Source organism: Arthrobacter sp. TJ-240 (assembly GCF_058269195.1).
In genome coordinates, this window is the sequence record NZ_JBZCNG010000002.1 from 128,818 (window position 1) to 146,492 (window position 17,675).

At 70.0% G+C, this 17,675-nt stretch carries 13 protein-coding genes; 9 read left to right on the forward strand and 4 right to left on the reverse strand.

Features of this window, described 5'->3' with window-relative positions; all coding sequences use genetic code 11:
• Positions 1 to 30 precede the first annotated feature (30 nt).
• The 3 genes from coaE to AC4D2C_RS05285 all read left to right on the forward strand — a co-directional run bounded on the left by coaE (position 31) and on the right by AC4D2C_RS05285 (position 4,580).
• Positions 31 to 1,032 carry a dephospho-CoA kinase gene (coaE, locus tag AC4D2C_RS05275; RefSeq protein WP_490913211.1) on the forward strand — a complete coding sequence of 334 codons (1,002 nt, stop codon included), beginning with the start codon at positions 31 to 33 and terminating at the stop codon, positions 1,030 to 1,032.
• Between the two features lie 81 nt (positions 1,033 to 1,113).
• Positions 1,114 to 3,189 carry an excinuclease ABC subunit UvrB gene (gene uvrB, locus AC4D2C_RS05280; RefSeq protein WP_490913213.1) on the forward strand — a complete coding sequence of 692 codons (2,076 nt, stop codon included), beginning with the start codon at positions 1,114 to 1,116 and terminating at the stop codon, positions 3,187 to 3,189.
• 320 nt (positions 3,190 to 3,509) lie between these two features.
• Positions 3,510 to 4,580, forward strand: coding sequence for a TerC family protein (locus tag AC4D2C_RS05285; protein ID WP_490913215.1), 1,071 nt, complete (start codon positions 3,510 to 3,512; stop codon positions 4,578 to 4,580).
• Between the two features lie 97 nt (positions 4,581 to 4,677).
• On the opposite strand, the gene AC4D2C_RS05290 is transcribed toward AC4D2C_RS05285, so the two are convergent.
• The 3 genes from AC4D2C_RS05290 to AC4D2C_RS05300 all read right to left on the reverse strand — a co-directional run bounded on the left by AC4D2C_RS05290 (position 4,678) and on the right by AC4D2C_RS05300 (position 9,120).
• On the reverse strand, positions 4,678 to 5,943 hold the full coding sequence (locus tag AC4D2C_RS05290) for an alpha/beta fold hydrolase (RefSeq protein ID WP_490914007.1): 1,266 nt from the start codon (positions 5,941 to 5,943) through the stop codon (positions 4,678 to 4,680).
• 131 nt (positions 5,944 to 6,074) lie between these two features.
• Positions 6,075 to 6,548: a GNAT family N-acetyltransferase gene (locus tag AC4D2C_RS05295; RefSeq protein WP_490906099.1), complete on the reverse strand. Its 474-nt coding sequence runs from the start codon at positions 6,546 to 6,548 to the stop codon at positions 6,075 to 6,077.
• Between the two features lie 31 nt (positions 6,549 to 6,579).
• Complete coding sequence (locus tag AC4D2C_RS05300) at positions 6,580 to 9,120, reverse strand: DEAD/DEAH box helicase (protein WP_490913217.1); 2,541 nt, start codon at positions 9,118 to 9,120, stop codon at positions 6,580 to 6,582.
• A 39-nt stretch (positions 9,121 to 9,159) separates the two neighbouring features.
• On the opposite strand from AC4D2C_RS05300, the gene AC4D2C_RS05305 reads away from it, so the two are divergent.
• Positions 9,160 to 9,927, forward strand: coding sequence for a methyltransferase domain-containing protein (locus AC4D2C_RS05305; RefSeq protein ID WP_490913219.1), 768 nt, complete (start codon positions 9,160 to 9,162; stop codon positions 9,925 to 9,927).
• A 49-nt stretch (positions 9,928 to 9,976) separates the two neighbouring features.
• On the opposite strand, the gene AC4D2C_RS05310 is transcribed toward AC4D2C_RS05305, so the two are convergent.
• The gene (locus AC4D2C_RS05310) at positions 9,977 to 10,627 is read right to left on the reverse strand and encodes an MBL fold metallo-hydrolase (RefSeq protein WP_490913220.1); all 651 of its coding nucleotides are present in this window, start codon (positions 10,625 to 10,627) and stop codon (positions 9,977 to 9,979) included.
• Positions 10,628 to 10,750: 123 nt separating this feature from the next.
• Between AC4D2C_RS05310 and AC4D2C_RS05315 the strand changes: the two genes are divergently transcribed.
• The 5 genes from AC4D2C_RS05315 (at position 10,751) to uvrC (ending at position 17,669) form a co-directional block, all read left to right on the forward strand.
• Positions 10,751 to 11,128, forward strand: a complete 378-nt coding sequence (locus tag AC4D2C_RS05315; RefSeq protein ID WP_490913221.1) for a GntR family transcriptional regulator — start codon at positions 10,751 to 10,753, stop codon at positions 11,126 to 11,128.
• Between the two features lie 85 nt (positions 11,129 to 11,213).
• Positions 11,214 to 14,123, forward strand: a complete 2,910-nt coding sequence (gene uvrA / locus AC4D2C_RS05320) for an excinuclease ABC subunit UvrA (protein ID WP_490913223.1) — start codon at positions 11,214 to 11,216, stop codon at positions 14,121 to 14,123.
• 86 nt (positions 14,124 to 14,209) lie between these two features.
• On the forward strand, positions 14,210 to 14,866 hold the full coding sequence (locus AC4D2C_RS05325; protein WP_490914008.1) for an HAD hydrolase-like protein: 657 nt from the start codon (positions 14,210 to 14,212) through the stop codon (positions 14,864 to 14,866).
• The gene (locus AC4D2C_RS05330; RefSeq protein WP_490913224.1) at positions 14,853 to 15,521 is read left to right on the forward strand and encodes a lysophospholipid acyltransferase family protein; all 669 of its coding nucleotides are present in this window, start codon (positions 14,853 to 14,855) and stop codon (positions 15,519 to 15,521) included. Before AC4D2C_RS05325 ends, AC4D2C_RS05330 begins: the two co-directional genes overlap by 14 nt.
• 99 nt (positions 15,522 to 15,620) lie before the next feature.
• On the forward strand, positions 15,621 to 17,669 hold the full coding sequence (uvrC, locus tag AC4D2C_RS05335; protein ID WP_490913225.1) for an excinuclease ABC subunit UvrC: 2,049 nt from the start codon (positions 15,621 to 15,623) through the stop codon (positions 17,667 to 17,669).
• The last annotated feature ends 6 nt before the right edge of the window (positions 17,670 to 17,675 follow it).

Here is a 17,675-nt window from a genome sequence, read left to right on the forward strand (position 1 = left end):
GGATGCGGGAGCCCGGGCTAGGGTTGGTCCATGCTGCGTGTGGGACTGACAGGAGGCATCGCCGCGGGGAAGTCCGCCGTGGCCGGCCGGCTCGCCGGGCGGGGTGCCGTCGTCGTCGACGCGGACCTTCTCGCCCGCGAGGCCGTGGCGCCCGGTTCCGCCGGCCTCGACGAGGTCGTGTCCGCCTTCGGCCCGCGGGTCCTGGGGGTGGACGGTGCGCTGGACCGGCCGGTGCTCGGGGCCCTGGTCTTCGCGGACGCCTCCGCGCGGGAACGCCTCAATGCGATCGTGCACCCGCGCGTGCGGGCCCTGGCCGCGGGGCTCATCGACGCGGCGCCGGAGGACGCCGTCGTGGTCGAGGACATTCCGCTGCTCGTGGAGACCGGGCAGGCGGCGCGCTTCCACCTCGTCGTCGTCGTCGATGCGCCGGACGAGTTGCGCATCGACCGCATGGTAGGACAGCGGGGCATGGACCCGGCGGACGCGCGACGGCGCATCGCGGCCCAGGCCTCACGTCCGGACCGGCTGCGGGAAGCGGACGCGGTCCTCACCAACGACCGGAGCCTCGACGACCTCCTGGCCGCGACCGATGCGCTCTGGGACGGGCGGATGATCGCGTTCCGGGACAACCTCATGGCGGGTACGCCCGCCGGGGAAATCATCGGCCCGGTCGCTGCAGGGCTTGCCGGGACCACCGGACTCGCTCGGCGCGTCCGGGCGAAGCTCGCCGCGCTGCTGCCGCCCGACGCCTCGATGGAGACCCTGGGCGGCGCCGGCGGACAGCAGGACGGGCATGACCCGGCCACGCCGGACCTGCACGACGCCGGGCGCGTGACGGTGCGCGTGACGGTCGCCCCGGACGGCGATCCGGAGGCCGTGTCCGCAGCCGTGCGCGCCGCAGGATTTCCCCGCGCCCTGCGCGCGGACCGCCTTCGGGACCTGTCCGTGGAGGCTGCGGGGGCGGTGCACCGCGCTGCCGATCCGGGGGTCGACGTCACGGTGGTCGTGAGCGCTCCTCCGGCTCCGGCCTGAGCCTCCGCGCCGGCTGCGAGCTGCGTTCAGCCGCCAGCAGATCCGAGGAGAAGTGTCACAGCCAGGGGCTACCGTTAAGCCATGAGTCTTGCGCAGGATATCAAGCGTGTCGTCGCTCCGTTCGAGGTCATCAGCGAGTACCGGCCGGCCGGCGACCAGCCCACCGCCATCAAGGAGCTCGCCGAGCGCATCAACGCGGGCGAGAAGGACGTGGTCCTCCTCGGGGCCACCGGTACCGGCAAGAGCGCCACCACCGCCTGGCTCATCGAGCAGGTGCAGCGCCCCACCCTCGTCATGGTGCAGAACAAGACGCTCGCCGCGCAGCTCGCCAACGAGTTCCGGGAGCTCCTGCCGAACAACGCGGTCGAGTACTTCGTCTCCTACTACGACTACTACCAGCCCGAGGCGTACGTTCCGCAGACGGACACCTTCATCGAGAAGGATTCCTCCATCAACGAGGAGGTGGAGCGCCTCCGGCACTCGGCCACCAACGCGCTGCTCACGCGCCGCGACGTGATCGTCGTCGCCACGGTCTCCTGCATCTACGGACTCGGCACGCCCGAGGAATACATCAACAAGATGGTCACGCTGCGCCGCGGCGACCAGATGAACCGCGACGAGCTCCTGCGGCAGTTCGTCGGGATGCAGTACACGCGCAACGACATGGATTTCCACCGCGGCACCTTCCGCGTGCGCGGCGACACCGTCGAGATCATCCCGATGTACGAGGAGCACGCGCTGCGCATCGAGTTCTTCGGCGACGAGGTCGAGAACATCTACACGCTCGATCCGCTGACCGGGAACGTCATCCGCGAGGAGGAGGAGATGTACGTCTTCCCCGCCTCGCACTATGTCGCCGGGCCCGACCGCATGACGCGGGCCATCAAGGACATCGAGGACGAGCTGCAGCAGCGGCTGGCCGAGCTCGAGTCGCAGAACAAGCTCGTCGAGGCGCAGCGCCTCCGGATGCGCGTCACCTACGACCTCGAGATGATGCAGCAGATGGGCTTCTGCAACGGCATCGAGAACTACTCGCGCCACATCGACGGGCGGGACCCCGCCTCCGCACCGCACTGCCTGCTCGACTACTTCCCCGACGACTTCCTGCTCGTCGTCGACGAGTCCCACGTGACCATCCCGCAGATCGGCGCGATGTACGAGGGGGACTCCTCCCGCAAGCGCACCCTCGTGGACCACGGGTTCCGGCTCCCCTCCGCGATGGACAACCGCCCGCTGAAGTGGGACGAGTTCCTCGACCGCATCGGACAGACGGTCTACCTCTCGGCGACACCCGGCAAGTACGAACTGGGCAAGGCCGACGGCTACGTGCAGCAGATCATCCGCCCCACGGGTCTCGTGGACCCCGAGGTGGTCGTCAAGCCCACCAAGGGGCAGATCGACGACCTGCTGGGCGAGATCCGCAAGCGCACCGCCGTGAACGAGCGCGTGCTCGTGACCACGCTGACCAAGCGGATGGCCGAGGACCTCACCGGGTACCTCCTCGAGCACGGGGTGAAGGTCGAGTACCTCCACTCCGACGTGGACACCCTGCGGCGCGTGGAACTGCTGCGCGAACTGCGCATGGGCACGTTCGACGTCCTGGTGGGCATCAACCTCCTCCGTGAGGGCCTCGACCTGCCCGAGGTGTCGCTCGTCAGCATCCTCGACGCCGACAAGGAGGGGTTCCTGCGCAGCACGACGTCCCTCATCCAGACCATCGGCCGCGCCGCCCGCAACGTCTCCGGCGAGGTGCACATGTACGCGGACCGGATCACCGACTCCATGGAGCGCGCGATCGACGAGACCAACCGGCGCCGCGCCATCCAGGTGGCGCACAACCTCGAGCACGGGATCGACCCCACGCCGCTGCGGAAGCGGATCGCGGACATCACCGACACCATCAACCGCGAGGACGCCGACACCCGGGCGCTCCTCGAGGAGGCCGCGAAGGGGCGGAAGCCGAAGAAGGGCGCCGGGCGGCACGACGGTCTCGCGTCGGTACCGGCCGAGGACCTCACGGACCTCATCCAGCAGCTGACCGACCAGATGCACGCCGCCGCAGCGGAGCTGCAGTTCGAGCTCGCCGGGCGGCTGCGCGACGAGGTCGGCGATCTCAAGAAGGAACTCCGGCAGATGCAGTCCGCCGGCCACGCCTGATCTGCGGCGGTGCGAGGCGGTCGGCCCGGGCCGGGGGCGACGTCGACGGTGTCCTACCGTGTCCTACCGTGTCCTACCGTGCCCGACGATGCTGTCAGGTCGGGCCGCGTCAAGGGTGCAGGCGGGAGACACCACCGATAGCGGGTATTCGTCCGCCGTGCGCCAGCCCGGGTAGCATTGACCGGACGTAGGGGAGTATCCCAAGCGCTACGAACGTCAGCACGCAGGGCACAGTTGCCCTGCCGGGCGTAGCGGCGAGACGGCATCATGCCGCCGCGGAGAGACTTACGGCGATCACCTGCACCCCCGGAAGGTACTTCATGCCCGCTCTGCCCCTGGCATTCGAGATCGGCACGTTCGTCGTGCTCGGGATCATCCTGCTGTTCGACCTGCTCCTCGTCGTCAAGCGCCCCCACGAGCCGTCGATGAAGGAGGCGGGACTGTGGGTCACCTTCTACGTGGGCCTCGCGCTCGTGTTCGCGGCCCTCATGTTCGTCTTCACGGGCGCGGAGTACGGCAGCCAGTTCGTCGCCGGCTGGATCACCGAGTACAGCCTGAGCATCGACAACCTGTTCGTCTTCATCATCATCATGGCGCGGTTCTCGGTGCCCCGGAAGTACCAGCAGGAAGTGCTGATGGTGGGCATCATCATCGCGCTGATCCTGCGCGGCATCTTCATCGCCCTCGGCGCGGCCGTCATCGAGAACTTCAGCTGGATCTTCTACATCTTCGGCGCCTTCCTCCTCTACACCGCCTACAAGCAGGCCACGGACTCCGGTGAGGACGAGGAGGACGCGGGCGACAACAAGCTCATCGCGAAGCTCCGGTCCGTCCTGCCGATGTCCGACTCCTACGACGGCAACAAGCTGCGCACCGTCGTCGACGGCAAGAAGGTGTTCACGCCCATGCTCATCGTCTTCGTGACGATCGGCCTGACCGACCTCCTCTTCGCCGTCGACTCGATCCCCGCCATCTTCGGCCTGACGCAGAGTGCGTTCATCGTGTTCACCGCGAACATCTTCGCCCTCATGGGCCTGCGCCAGCTCTACTTCCTCCTGGGCGGCCTGATGACGCGCCTGATCTACCTGAAGCACGCGCTCTCCGTGATCCTCGCCTTCATCGGCGTCAAGCTCGTCCTCCACGCGATGCACGTCAACGAGCTCCCCTTCATCAACGGCGGCGAGCACATCGAGTGGGCCCCCGAGATCCCCACCTTCGTGTCCCTCGCCGTGATCGTCGCGACGATCGTCATCGCGGTCGTCGCCAGCCTGATCCGTTCGCGGGCCGACGAGAAGGCCGCCGTCCGTTCGGCCTCGACGTCCTCGCCCGCCGTGGCCGACGGACTGGACGAGGCCGCTGACGAGGCCGGCGCGAAGGAACCGCGCCGCTAGACCCGGACGCAGACAGGGAGGGACCCCGCACGCGATGTGCGGGGTCCCTCCCTGTCTGCGTCCGGAGCACGGCGCCGTCCGGGCCGAGCGCGTCCGGTCAGGAACGCGTCATGCCGAGCAGCCGCTCGAAGATCGCCTCGCCGTCGTCGGCGATGCCGTCGTGGTGGAACTCGTCCGTCTCCCACACCTCGAGCCGACGGACGGCGGCTGCCGTGGCGAGGGAGAGCCCCCTGTCCACATAGATGTCGTGCCGGTACACCGCTGCCGCGGCGGGGACGGTGTTCGTCGCGAGGACGTCCCGGTCGTACAGGCTGCCCCAGTCCTCCTTCGCCGCCAGGATGTCCGCGACCTCGCGCAGCGGACGGAGGGCAGGGTCCTCCTCGAAGTACCAGGGGTAGACCATCTCGCCGGTGAACAGGACCTCGGCGGCGTCGTCGCGGAACTGCGGGTACTCCTCGAGCACGCGCCGGGCTGCCCAGTCGGAGGCGAAGCCCTGGCAGTAGATGGACTCGTGCAGCAGCGCGTACAGCGGGTGCGACGCACGGCTGACGACGCCCTGGACCTGTTCGAGGAACCATGCCGACAGGCGGGGCCCGTCCAGCGTGTCGGTGAACGCGTCCTCGAGGAGGTAGTGCAGCCCGTGCACCCTCGTGTTCCCGCCCAGGAAGGAGCCCACCATCTGGAAGCGCCGTACCGTCAGGCGTTCACCGCTGGGCAGGTGCTCCTCGACGGCCTCGAGGTGGCGGGCGATACGCGTGACCAGGTCGCGGTCCTCGGGGTACCACGAGAAGTACTCCCGGTTGCGTTCCTCGACCCGGGCGAACGTGGCCCGGTACACCTCGTCGGGCGGGCCCGCTAGGGGAGCGAGCCCGCCGGTGAGGAGCGCGCGCTCGATCCCTTCCGGGGCGTTCGAGAGGTAGGTGAGGGTGCAGAAGCCGCCGTAGCTCTGCCCGAAGACGGTCCACGGTCCGCTGCCGAGACGGTGGCGGATCAGCTCGGCGTCCGCGACGATCGAGTCAGCGCGGAAGTGGGTGAGGTACTCGGCCCGGGCCTGCGGCGACGGCAGCACCGCGAGCGTCGCGGCGTCGGCGGGCGTGGAGAGCCCCGTGCCCCGCTGGTCGAGCATGAGGATCCGGAACTCCTTCGCGGCGGCCTTCATCCAGCCCGAGAGCTGCGTGGTGCGGACACCCCGGCCACCGGGTCCACCCTGCAGGAAAAGGAGCCACGGCAGGCGGGCGGTGTCCTCGTCGCTGTGCTCGAGCGAGGAGTACTCCCGGGCGAACACGTCGATGTGGGGGGACGCCGGGTCCCCGTGGTCGAGCGGCACGCGGAAGGTGTGGCCCGTGGCGCGCAGCCCGCGCATGAGGGCGGTCCGGCCGACGACGTGACCGTCGGCGTCCGTCGCGGACCCGGCAGCGGTCCCGGCGGCCGGGGGTGACGCGGGCGGTGAAGCGGGCTGTGGAGCGGGGGCCGATGGCGGCGTGGACGGCGTCGTCACAGCGCGGCCACCTCGGCGAGGGCGCTGCCCGTGAGCCGGAAGGTGCTCCACCCGGTCTGGGGGCGGGCGCCGAGCTGCTGGTAGAAGCGGATGGACGGCTCGTTCCAGTCGAGCACCGACCACTCCACGCGGGCGTACCCGCGCTCGGCGGCGATCCTCGCGAGGTTGGCGAGCAGCGCCTTCCCGTGCCCCGCTCCGCGCGCCTCGGGGCGCACGTACAGGTCCTCGAGGTAGATGCCGTTGACGCCCTCCCAGGTGGAGTAGTTGAGGAACCAGAGCGCGAATCCCTGGACCTGCCCCTCGGCCTCGGCGACGTGGGCGAAGATCGTGGGGCGGTCGCCGAACAGGGCGTCCTCGAGGGACCCGACGGTGTTCCTGACGGCGTCCGGCTCCTTCTCGTAGAGGGCGAGATCGTGGATGAGCTGGAGGATGACCGGGACGTCCGCCGGCCGTGCTTCGCGAATCGACATGCCCCAAGACTAGCGAAGCGCGCGTGGCGGCTCAGGCGGCGATGGGCGCCCCGACACCGAGGATCCGTACCACCGGGCTGCCCGCCTCGTCCGACGCCGGGAGGTCGATCTCGGCGTTGATGCCCCAGTCGCCGTTCCCCTCGGGGTCCTTGAGGATCTGGCGCACCCTCCACACTCCCGGTGCCTTGGTGATGAGCAGCAGGGCCGGCCCCCGGGCCTCGGGGCCGTCGTCGATGTCCTCGTAGTCCCCGAAGTAGCCGTCGAGGGCCTCGGCCCAGCGGTCGGCGGTCCACCCCGAGTCGGCGTCGAGGGCGCCGAGCGCCTCGTCCCGTTCGTCGGCGAAGAGTTTCACGCGCTGGAACATCTCGTTGCGGACCATGACCCGGAAGGCGCGCTCGTTGGACGTGACCGAGGGCGGTTCCTCGGGGAGGTCCACGGCGTCCCCCGGGGCCGGCGTGAGACCGGCGGAGAGCTGGGTCCACTCGTCGAGGAGGCTGCTGTCGACCTGCCGCACCAGTTCGCCGAGCCACTCCATGATGTCGCTGAGGTCCTCGCGCAGGGCTTCGACGGGCACGGTGTGGCGCAGGGCCTTGTAGCAGTCTGCGAGGTAGCGCAGCAGGATCCCCTCGGAGCGCGTGAGGGCGTAGAACGCCACGTACTCGCCGAAGCTCATGGCCCGCTCGTACATGTCGCGCACCACCGACTTGGGGGCCAGCTCGAAGTCGTTGAGCCACGGCGCCGACGTCCGGTACACGTCGAATGCCTGCTGCAGCAGCTCCTCGAGCGGCTTCGGGTAGCCGATCTCCTCCAGGCGGGCCATGCGCGCGTCGTAGTCGATGCCCTCGGCCTTCATGGCGGCGACGGCCTCCCCGCGGGCCTTTTTCTCCTGGGCGTTGAGTACCTGCCGGGGCTTTTCCAGCGTGGCCTCGATGACCGAGACGACGTCGAGCGCATAGCCCGGCGCCTCGGGGTCGAGGAGCTCGAGGCTCGCGAGGGCGAACGGGGAGAGGGGCTGGTTCAGGGCGAAGTTGGCCTGCAGATGGACCCGGAGCCGCACCTGCCGGCCGTCCGGCTCGGGCACGGGCAGGCGCTCGACGATCCCGGCGGTCACGAGCTCCCGGTAGATCCCGATGGCGCGGCGCATGAGCCGCAGCTGGGAGGCGCGTGTCTCGTGGTTCTCGGTGAGCAGCCGCTTGACGGCGGTGAAGGGGTCCCCGGGCCGCTCCAGCAGGTTCAGGAGCATGGAGTGGCTGACGGAGAACGACGACGTCAGGGGATCGGGGATGCTCTCGACGAGCCGCTCGTAGGTGGGCTTGCCCCACGACACGAAGCCCTGGGGCGGCTTCTTGCGCACCACCTGGCGCAGCTTCTTCTGGTCGTCACCGAACTTGGAGACCGCCTTCGCCATGGCTCTGGTGTTCTCGACCACGTGGTCGGGCGCCTGCACGACCACCGTGCCCGCGGTGTCATAGCCCGCCCGCCCGGCGCGTCCGGAGATCTGGTGGAACTCGCGCGCGTTGAGCAACCTCGTGCGGACGCCGTCGTACTTGCTCAGGGCCGTCAGGAGCACGGTGCGGATCGGCACGTTGATGCCGACCCCGAGGGTGTCGGTGCCGCAGATGACCTTCAGCAGCCCGGCCTGGGCGAGCTGCTCGACGAGGCGCCGGTACTTCGGCAGCATGCCGGCGTGGTGCACGCCGATCCCGTGGCGGACCAGCCGGTTGAGGGTCTTGCCGAACCCCGAGGAGAACCGGAACGTCGCGATGAGGTCCGCGATGCGGTCCTTCTCCTCGCGCGTGCACACGTTGACGCTCATGAGGTTCTGCGCCCGCTCGATCGCTTCCGCCTGGCTGAAGTGCACCACGTACACGGGCGCCTGCCGGGTGGAGAGCAGTTCCTCGAGGGACTCCTGCACCGGTGTCTCGACGTAGTAGTAGTGCAGGGGGATGGGCCGTTCCACGGACGTGACCGTCGCCGTCGGTCGGCCCGTGCGCTCGGTGAGGTCCTTCTCGAAGCGCGTGACGTCGCCGAGGGTCGCGGACATGAGCAGGAACTGCGCCTGCGGCAGTTCGAGCAGCGGGACCTGCCACGCCCAGCCGCGCTGCGGGTCCGAGTAGAAGTGGAACTCGTCCATGACCACGGTGTCGACGTCGGCCAGGGCGCCCTCCCGCAGGGCGAGGTTCGCGAGGATCTCCGCGGTGCAGCAGATGATCGGCGCGTCCTGGTTCACCCCGGAGTCACCGGTGATCATGCCGACGTTCTCCGGCCCGAAGATGTCGCAGAGCGCGAAGAACTTCTCGGACACGAGGGCCTTGATCGGCGCCGTGTAGTAACTCGTCCGTCCGTCCGCGAAGGACTTCAGGTGGGCCGCGACAGCGACCAGTGACTTCCCGGAACCGGTGGGGGTCGCGAGGATCACGTTGTTGCCTGAGACGAGCTCCATGGCGGCCTCGTCCTGCGCGGGGTAGAGGGCCAGGCCGCGCGCCGTCGCCCACGCCGTGAAGGCCTCGTAGACCGCGTCCGCGGTGAGTCGGCCGTCGTCGTGCCGGGGCAGGTGCTCTTGGATCCTCATGGTCCGTTCAGCCTACCGGTGGGCGCGTTAGGGTGGATCATGCGCTGGGACCCTGGACTGTATGCCCGCCATGCCGGTCATCGCGGGCGGCCGTTCTTCGACCTCGTGGCGCGGATCGACCACCCTTCTCCGCGGAGCGTCGTCGACCTCGGCTGCGGCCCGGGGGACCTGACGGAGGCGCTCGCGCGGCGGTGGCCCGACGCGACGGTGCGGGGGATCGACGCCGGCGCCGACATGATCGACGCCGCCCGCCGCCGCCCGGCCCTGCCGAACCTGTCCTTCGAGGAGGGCGACCTCCGCGGCTACCGGCCGGGATCCGACGACGTCGTCGTCACCAACGCGGCCCTCCAGTGGGTGCCCGGCCACCAGGACCTCGTCTCGGCCTGGGCGGACGGGCTGCCGGCAGGAGGCTGGCTCGCGCTGCAGGTCCCCGGCAACTTCTCCGCACCGTCCCACGTCCTCATGCGCGAGCACGCAGCCAGTCCCCGCTGGGCCGGGACGCTGCAGGGTGTGCTCCGCCACGACGACGCGGTCGGCGCCGACTACCTGCAACTGCTCCTCGCCGCGGGCCTCGACGCCGACGTGTGGGAGACCACCTACCAGCAGGTGCTGCCGGGGGAGGACGCCGTGCTGGGCTGGGTGCGCGGCACCGCGCTGCGGCCCGTGCTGGAGGTGCTGGGGGCCGGGGACGCCGCCGGGTTCGAGGCCGGCTACGCGGAGCTGCTCCGGACGGCCTACCCGCGGGGCGAGCACGGCACGGTGTTCGGCTTCCGCCGGATCTTCGCCGTCGGGCACCGCCGCGCCTGAGGCGGCCCGGTTCCGGCCGGCCGCAGCCGGCCGCAGCCGGTTCTTGTTCCTACCAGCCGCGCTGCTTCCACTCCGGGAGGGAGCCCCGCTCCGCGCCGAGCGTGGTGCCCTTGCCGTGCCCCGGGTGCACGACGGTGTCGTCCGGCAGGCGGTCGAAGATCCGGGTCACGACGTCGTCGTACAGGGACGCGAACCGCTCCGGGTCGCCCTGCGTGTTGCCCAGCCCCCCGGGGAACAGGGAATCGCCCGTGAACACGTGCGCCGGCCCGTGGGGATCCCGGTAGAGGATCGCGACGGAGCCCGGCGTGTGGCCCCGGAGGTGGATCGCCTCGAGGTCGAAACCCTCGAAGGACCCCACGTCGCCGTGCCGCAGCGGGACGTCCGTCGGTACGGCGATGTCCGTGACGTCTTCCTCGCCCGCGGCGGTGCGCGCCTTCGCGACCTCCGCGACCTCGGCGAGCGCCCGGACGTGGTCCCAGTGCGAGTGCGTGGTGATGACGAGGGCCACGCGGGCCTCGGCGTCCGTGTCCTCCTGCGCGTCCGCGAGCAGGCCGAGGATCGCCGGCGCGTCGTCCGCGGCGTCGATGACCACCTGCGCGCCACTCGACTTCGAGGTGAGGACGTACACGTTGTTGTCCATCTCGGACACTGCGATGCTGCGGATGGTGAGCTCGCTGAGGTCGTGCAGGGGGCCGGTCATGAGCACAGTGTAGACACGGCGCGCACGGGCGGGCACGGGGGACGCGAACCCGGCGGGTAGGGTGTCGAGGACACCGCGGCTTCCTCCGGCCCGGCGGCAGATCCTCCCGGAAAGGGGCAGGGCGTGGAGCAGGACATCCCCCGGTGGCTCAAACTCGATCCGCAGAGCGCGGTACCACCCTTCGAGCAGGTCAAGCAGGCCGTCCTGGCGGCCGCCGCCTCGGGAAAGGCCGCCGTGGGGACCCGACTGCCGCCGGTCCGCGCGCTCGCGGCGCACCTCGGCATCGCTGCCAACACCGTCGCCCGGGCGTACCGCGAACTTGAGCAGGCAGGGGTCGTGGAGACCCGGGGCCGGGCCGGCACGGTCATCACCGCAGGGGGAGACGAGGCGCGCCGTCGGGTCGCCGTTGCGGCGGATGACTTCGCCGCCGTCGTCCGGTCCTCGGGGCTGTCCGAGCGCGACGCCGTCGCCTTCGTGCAGGCCGCATTGCGCCGAGCGTGAACGGCGCGCCGCAGGCCGCGGCAACCACGCGGAAAACGCACCATTCGAATATGTCTTCGAAGGCCTTTTCACCTACAGTGGATGGGTGTCTATTGCAAATTCCCTCGAGCAGCACGCCCACAATCCGGAGCCGGCCCCCCAGGACCTGTCCCGGCTGATCGTCAAGGGCGCGCGCGAGCACAACCTGCGCAACGTCGACCTCGACCTGCCGCGCGACGCCATGATCGTGTTCACGGGCCTCTCCGGCTCGGGCAAGTCGTCGCTGGCCTTCGACACCATTTTCGCGGAGGGCCAGCGTCGCTACGTCGAGTCCCTCTCGGCGTATGCCCGGCAGTTCCTCGGCCAGGTGGACAAGCCCGACGTCGACTTCATCGAGGGTCTCTCACCGGCCGTGTCGATCGACCAGAAGTCCACGAGCAAGAACCCCCGGTCCACCGTGGGCACCATCACCGAGATCTACGACTACATGCGCCTCCTCTGGGCGCGCGTCGGCCGCCCCCACTGCCCGGTCTGCGGTGAGCCCGTCGCGAAGCAGACACCCCAGCAGATCGTCGACCAGCTCCTCGAGCTCGACGAGGGCACGCGCTTCCAGATCCTGGCGCCCGTCGTGCGGGCCCGCAAGGGCGAGTTCGTGGACCTCTTCCAGGAGCTCACCGCCAAGGGCTACTCGCGTGCCCGCGTGGACGGCAAGCTCATCCAGCTCAGTGATCCGCCGAAGCTCGGCAAGCAGTACAAGCACACCATCGAGGTCATCATCGACCGCCTCGTGGTCAAGGGCGGTATCCAGCAGCGCCTCACCGACTCCGTCGAGACCGCCCTGAAGCTCGCCGACGGCCGCGTGCTCGCGGAGTTCGTCGACCTGCCCGAGGACGACGCGAAGCGCCTCCACGCCTTCTCCGAGCACCTCGCCTGCCCGAACGAGCACCCGCTGGCCATCGACGAGATCGAACCGCGCTCGTTCTCCTTCAACAACCCCTTCGGCGCGTGCCCGGCCTGCACCGGCATCGGCAGCAAGCTCGAGGTCGACGAGGAGCTCGTGGTCCCCAACCCGGACCTCAGCCTCGCCGAGGGTGCCATCGCCCCGTGGTCGCTGGGCACCGCGACGCTCGAGTACTGGACCCGCCTGCTCGAGGGGCTCGCGTCGGAGCTGAGCTTCGACATCACCACCCCCTGGCGGAAGCTCCCCGACCGCGCCCGCGAGGCCGCGCTGTACGGCAAGGACCACAAGGTCGTGGTGCAGTACAAGAACCGCTTCGGCCGGGAACGCAAGTACAGCACCGGCTTCGAGGGAGCCATCCAGTACATCCAGCGCAAGCACGCCGAGACCGAATCCGACAACGCGCGGGACCGCTACGAGGAGTACATGCGGGAGATCCCGTGCCCCACCTGCGGTGGCGCACGCCTCAACCCCGCGTCGCTCTCGGTCCTCATCAACGGCCGCTCCATCGCCGAGGTCTCCGCCATGCCGATGCGCGACTGCGCAGAATTCCTCGACAACCTCGTGCTGACCGGCCGTGAGGCGCAGATCGCCAACCAGGTCCTCAAGGAGATCCAGGCGCGCCTGACCTTCCTGCTCGACGTCGGCCTGGAGTACCTCAACCTCGAGCGGGCCTCGGGCACGCTGTCCGGCGGGGAGGCGCAACGCATCCGCCTCGCCACGCAGATCGGCTCCGGCCTCGTCGGCGTGCTCTACGTGCTCGACGAGCCGTCCATCGGGCTGCACCAGCGCGACAACCGCCGGCTCATCGAGACCCTCACGCGCCTGCGGAACCTCGGCAACACGCTCATCGTGGTCGAACACGACGAGGACACCATCGCCGAGGCCGACTGGATCGTCGACATCGGACCGGGCGCAGGGGAGCACGGCGGCCAGGTGGTGCACTCGGGCCTCCTCGAGGACCTCCTCGCCAACGAGCAGTCCCTGACCGGCGACTACCTCTCCGGGCGCCGGAAGATCGAGATCCCGGCCAAGCGCCGCAAGATCGACCGGTCCCGGCAGCTGAAGGTCGTCGGCGCGCGCGAGCACAACCTCGTCAACGTGGATGCCAGCATCCCGCTCGGCGTACTCACCGCCGTCACCGGCGTGAGCGGCTCCGGCAAGTCGACCCTCGTCAACGACATCCTCTACAAGGTCCTCGCCAACAAGCTCAACGGCGCCAAGCAGGTCGCGGGCCGGCACAAGCGCATCGACGGCCTGGAACACCTCGACAAGGTGATCCATGTCGACCAGAGCCCCATCGGGCGTACGCCCCGGTCCAACCCGGCCACGTACACCGGTGTCTTCGACAACATCCGGAAGCTCTTCGCGGAGACCACGGAGGCCAAGGTCCGCGGCTATCTGCCCGGCCGGTTCTCCTTCAACGTCAAGGGCGGGCGCTGCGAGGCGTGCTCCGGCGACGGCACCCTGAAGATCGAGATGAACTTCCTGCCGGACGTGTACGTGCCGTGCGAGGTGTGCCACGGCGCCCGGTACAACCGCGAGACCCTCGAGGTGCACTACAAGGGCAAGACCATCGCCGACGTGCTCGACATGCCCATCGAGGAGGGCGCGGAGTTCTTCGCCGCGTTCAGCCCAATTGCCCGGCACCTGAACACGCTGGTCGAGGTGGGCCTCGGCTACGTGCGCCTCGGGCAGCCCGCCACCACGCTGTCCGGCGGCGAGGCGCAGCGCGTCAAGCTCGCCAGCGAGCTGCAGAAGCGGTCGAACGGCCGGAGCATCTACGTCCTCGACGAACCCACCACGGGTCTGCACTTCGAGGACATCCGCAAGCTCCTGCTCGTGCTGCAGGGCCTCGTGGACAAGGGCAACACCGTGGTGACGATCGAGCACAACCTCGACGTGATCAAGAGCGCCGACTGGGTGATCGACCTCGGCCCCGACGGCGGCTCCGGCGGCGGGCAGATCATCGCGACGGGCACGCCCGAGCAGGTCGCCCGGAACGAGGCGAGCTACACGGGGACGTTCCTCAAGGAGGTCTTCGAGAAGGCGCAGTAGCCGGACCCGCCGGTCCGGGTATGCCGGGCAGGGTATGCATGGCGCGTGCCCTGCCCGTGCTATGGCAAGCTTGCCCGGTGGCATATATGCATTCGCTGATACTCTTCGACCTCGACGGAACGCTCGTCGACCCGGCGGGAGCGATCACCGAGGGTATCGCGGACGCCCTGCGCCGCCACGGCCTCCCCGTGCCGGGTGACGACGCCCTCCGGGCCATGGTGGGCCCGCCCCTCGTCTCCTCGCTGACCGAGCGTGCCGGCGTGCCCGTCTCCCGCGTGCAGGACGTCCTCCACACCTACCGCACGGGGTACGTGGACACGGGCATGGCACGGAGCCGTCCCTACCCCGGGATCGCCCGCTGCGTGGAGGCGCTGGCGCGTCGCGGCGCGGTGGTCGCGGTCGCCACCCAGAAACCCGAGTGGCTCGCCGAGGAGCTCCTCACCGCGCAGGGGCTCCGGCACCTCTTCGCCTCGGTGCACGGCTCCCCACGGGACGAGACCAGGGCCGCTGCCGGGAAGGCATCGATCATCCGGGCGGCCCTCGAGCGGCACCCGGGCGCGGCCGGCTCCGCGGTCATGATCGGCGACCGGCGGCACGACGTCGAGGGCGCCGCGGCGAACGGCCTGCCGTGCATCGGCGTCCGCTGGGGCTTCGCGGCACCGGGCGAACTGCAGGGCGCCGGGGCCACGGCCGTCGTCGAGTCCGCGGACGAGCTCCTGGAGGTGCTCGGTGGGAGTCTATGACCTGACGCGCAGCACCACCCGAGGGCTCATCGCAGGTCTCTGCCGCCCCACGGTCGAGGGACTGCACCACGTCCCCGCGGACGGTCCGTTCATCGTCGCGGCGAACCACCTGTCCTTCCTCGACAGCGTCCTCGTGCAGGCACTCATGCCCCGCCCCGTGGCCTTCTTCGCCAAGGCCGAGTACTTCACGGGCACCGGCGTAAAGGGCGCCCTCATGAAGTCCTTCTTCGAGGGCGTGGGGTCCATCCCCGTCGAACGCGGGCAGCAGGCCGCCAGCGTGCAGGCCCTCAAGACCCTCCTCGACCTGCTGGAGAAGGGCGACGGCGTCGGCATCTACCCGGAGGGGACCCGCTCCCGCGACGGGAGGCTCTACCGGGGACGGACCGGCGTGGGCTGGCTCGCGCTCACCACCGGCGCCCCCGTGGTGCCGGTGGGACTGATCGGCACCGATGCCCTGCAGCCGGCCGGGAAGAAGGGCGTCCGGCCGCAGCACTTCACCCTCCGGGTCGGCCGGCCGCTGGTCTTCGCGAAGACCGGCCCCGGGCACCCGCTGCCCGCCCGGCGCAACGCCACGGACGCCATCATGGACAGTATCGCGGCGCTCACCGGCCAGGACCGGGTGCCGCACTACAACCAGAGCCCCGCCGCCGAGTAGCCGGCTCGCGGCGGGCACCCGGCGGGTCGGGCGTCAGCGGTGAGCGGAACCGGGCGGCCCGCGTCGGGGCGTGTCGGCGTCCGCACCTAGGATTGACGTGTGGCGAATCCAGTGACATACCGGCCGAAGACCGGCGAGATCCCGCTCGATCCGGGGGTCTACCGGTTCCGGGACGAGCACGGCCGCGTCATCTACGTCGGCAAGGCGAAGAACCTGCGCTCCCGCCTCAACTCCTACTTCGCGAACCCGCAGGGGCTGCTGCCCAAGACCCGCAGCATGGTCTTCACCGCGGCGAGCGTCGAATGGACGGTCGTTGGCAGCGAGCTCGAGGCGCTGCAGCTCGAGTACACGTGGATCAAGGAGTTCGACCCGCGGTTCAACGTCATGTTCCGCGACGACAAGACCTACCCCTACCTCGCCGTCACCATGGGGGAGAAGTACCCCCGCGTACAGGTCATGCGCGGCGACAAGAAGAAGGACACGCGCTACTTCGGGCCGTTCTACCCGGCGAAGGCGATCCGCGAGACGGTCGACACCATGATCCGCGTCTTCCCGGTCCGTACCTGCAGCGCCGGGGTGTTCAAGCGCGCCGAACGGACCGGCAGGCCATGCCTTCTCGGATACATCGACAAGTGCTCCGCGCCGTGCGTGGGCCGCATCAGTCCCGAGGACCACAAGGCCCTGGCGGGGGATTTCTGCGACTTCATGTCCGGTGAGGCCAAGAAGTTCATCTCCGGGCTCGAGAAGAAGATGGCCGAGGCCGTCCAGGAACTCGACTACGAGTCCGCGGCGCGTCTCCGCGACGACATCGCGGCCCTCCGACGCGTCTTCGAACGCAACACCGTCGTGCTCAGCGAGGACACGGACGCCGACATCTTCGCGATCAGGGAGGACGAGCTCGAGGCCGCGGCCCAGGTCTTCCACGTCCGCGGCGGGCGCATCCGCGGCCAGCGCGGCTGGGTGGTGGAGAAGGTCGAGGACATGGACACGCCGGACCTCGTGGAACACCTGCTGCAGCAGGTCTACGGGGAGGGCAGCAGCAGCAACGAACAGATCCCGCGCGAGGTCCTCGTCCCCGTCCTGCCGAGCAACTCCGACCAGATGCTCGAGTGGCTGCGCGGTCTCCGCGGCGCCCGCGTGGACGTGCGCGTGCCGCAGCGCGGTGACAAGGCCACCCTCATGGGCACGGTGGAGCAGAACGCCGCCGAGGCCCTCCGCCTGCACAAGAGCCGCCGCGCCGGCGACATCACCACCCGGTCCACCGCGCTGCAGGAGCTGCAGGAGGCCCTCGACCTGCCCCAGCCGCTCATGCGCATCGAGTGCTTCGACATCTCCCACGTGCAGGGCACCAACGTCGTGGCGTCGATGGTCGTCGTCGAGGACGGGCTGCCGCGCAAGTCCGAGTACCGGAAGTTCTCCATCACGGGCGACGCCGCCCGCGACGACACCGCCTCCATGTACGACGTCATCCACCGCCGGTTCCGCAACTACCTCGCGGGGAAGGCGGGCCCGGCGCGGGACGCCGCTGCCCCCGACCCGGAGACCGACCCCGTCGACGACGACGCGTCGGTCCTCGCACACCCGGCCGTGGACGAGCCGTCCGACGATGGCCCGCTGCAGGACACGACGACGGCGATCACCCGCAACCGGTTCGCCTACCCGCCGAGCCTCGTGGTCGTCGACGGCGGTCCGCCGCAGGTGGCCGCCGCGTCGCGGGCGCTGGCCGATCTGGAGATCGACGACGTCTTCGTGATCGGACTCGCCAAGCGGCTCGAGGAGGTGTGGATCCAGGACAGCGAGTTCCCGGTGATCCTCCCGCGCGCCTCGGAGGGGCTGTTCATGCTGCAGCGCATCCGCGACGAGGCGCACCGCTTCGCCATCACGTTCCACCGGCAGAAGCGCGGCAAGTCGATGACCGCCTCGGCGCTCGACGAGATCGCCGGGCTGGGCCCCGCCAAGCGCAAGGCCCTGCTCAAGCACTTCGGGTCGGTCAAGAAGATCCGGGCGGCCACCGTCGAGGAGCTCGTCGAGGTACCCGGCGTGGGCCCCACGCTCGCCGAGACCATCCGCACGTCCCTCGCCGTCGCCCCCGAGGACGCGCCCGCCCCGGCCGTGAACATGGCCACGGGCGAGATCATCGAAGATTAGTTAGGC

Bases quoted from the DNA above. Each gene is read 5' to 3' on its own strand.
- uvrB (WP_490913213.1), top strand. From the start codon at position 1,114: ATGAGTCTTGCGCAGGATATCAAGCGTGTCGTCGCTCCGTTCGAGGTC.
- coaE (WP_490913211.1), top strand. From the start codon at position 31: ATGCTGCGTGTGGGACTGACAGGAGGCATCGCCGCGGGGAAGTCCGCC.
- AC4D2C_RS05305 (WP_490913219.1), top strand. From the start codon at position 9,160: ATGCGCTGGGACCCTGGACTGTATGCCCGCCATGCCGGTCATCGCGGG.
- AC4D2C_RS05295 (WP_490906099.1), bottom strand. From the start codon at position 6,548: ATGTCGATTCGCGAAGCACGGCCGGCGGACGTCCCGGTCATCCTCCAG.
- AC4D2C_RS05290 (WP_490914007.1), bottom strand. From the start codon at position 5,943: ATGCGCGGGCTGCGCGCCACGGGCCACACCTTCCGCGTGCCGCTCGAC.
- AC4D2C_RS05285 (WP_490913215.1), top strand. From the start codon at position 3,510: ATGCCCGCTCTGCCCCTGGCATTCGAGATCGGCACGTTCGTCGTGCTC.
- AC4D2C_RS05300 (WP_490913217.1), bottom strand. From the start codon at position 9,120: ATGAGGATCCAAGAGCACCTGCCCCGGCACGACGACGGCCGACTCACC.
- AC4D2C_RS05310 (WP_490913220.1), bottom strand. From the start codon at position 10,627: ATGACCGGCCCCCTGCACGACCTCAGCGAGCTCACCATCCGCAGCATC.
- AC4D2C_RS05325 (WP_490914008.1), top strand. From the start codon at position 14,210: ATGCATTCGCTGATACTCTTCGACCTCGACGGAACGCTCGTCGACCCG.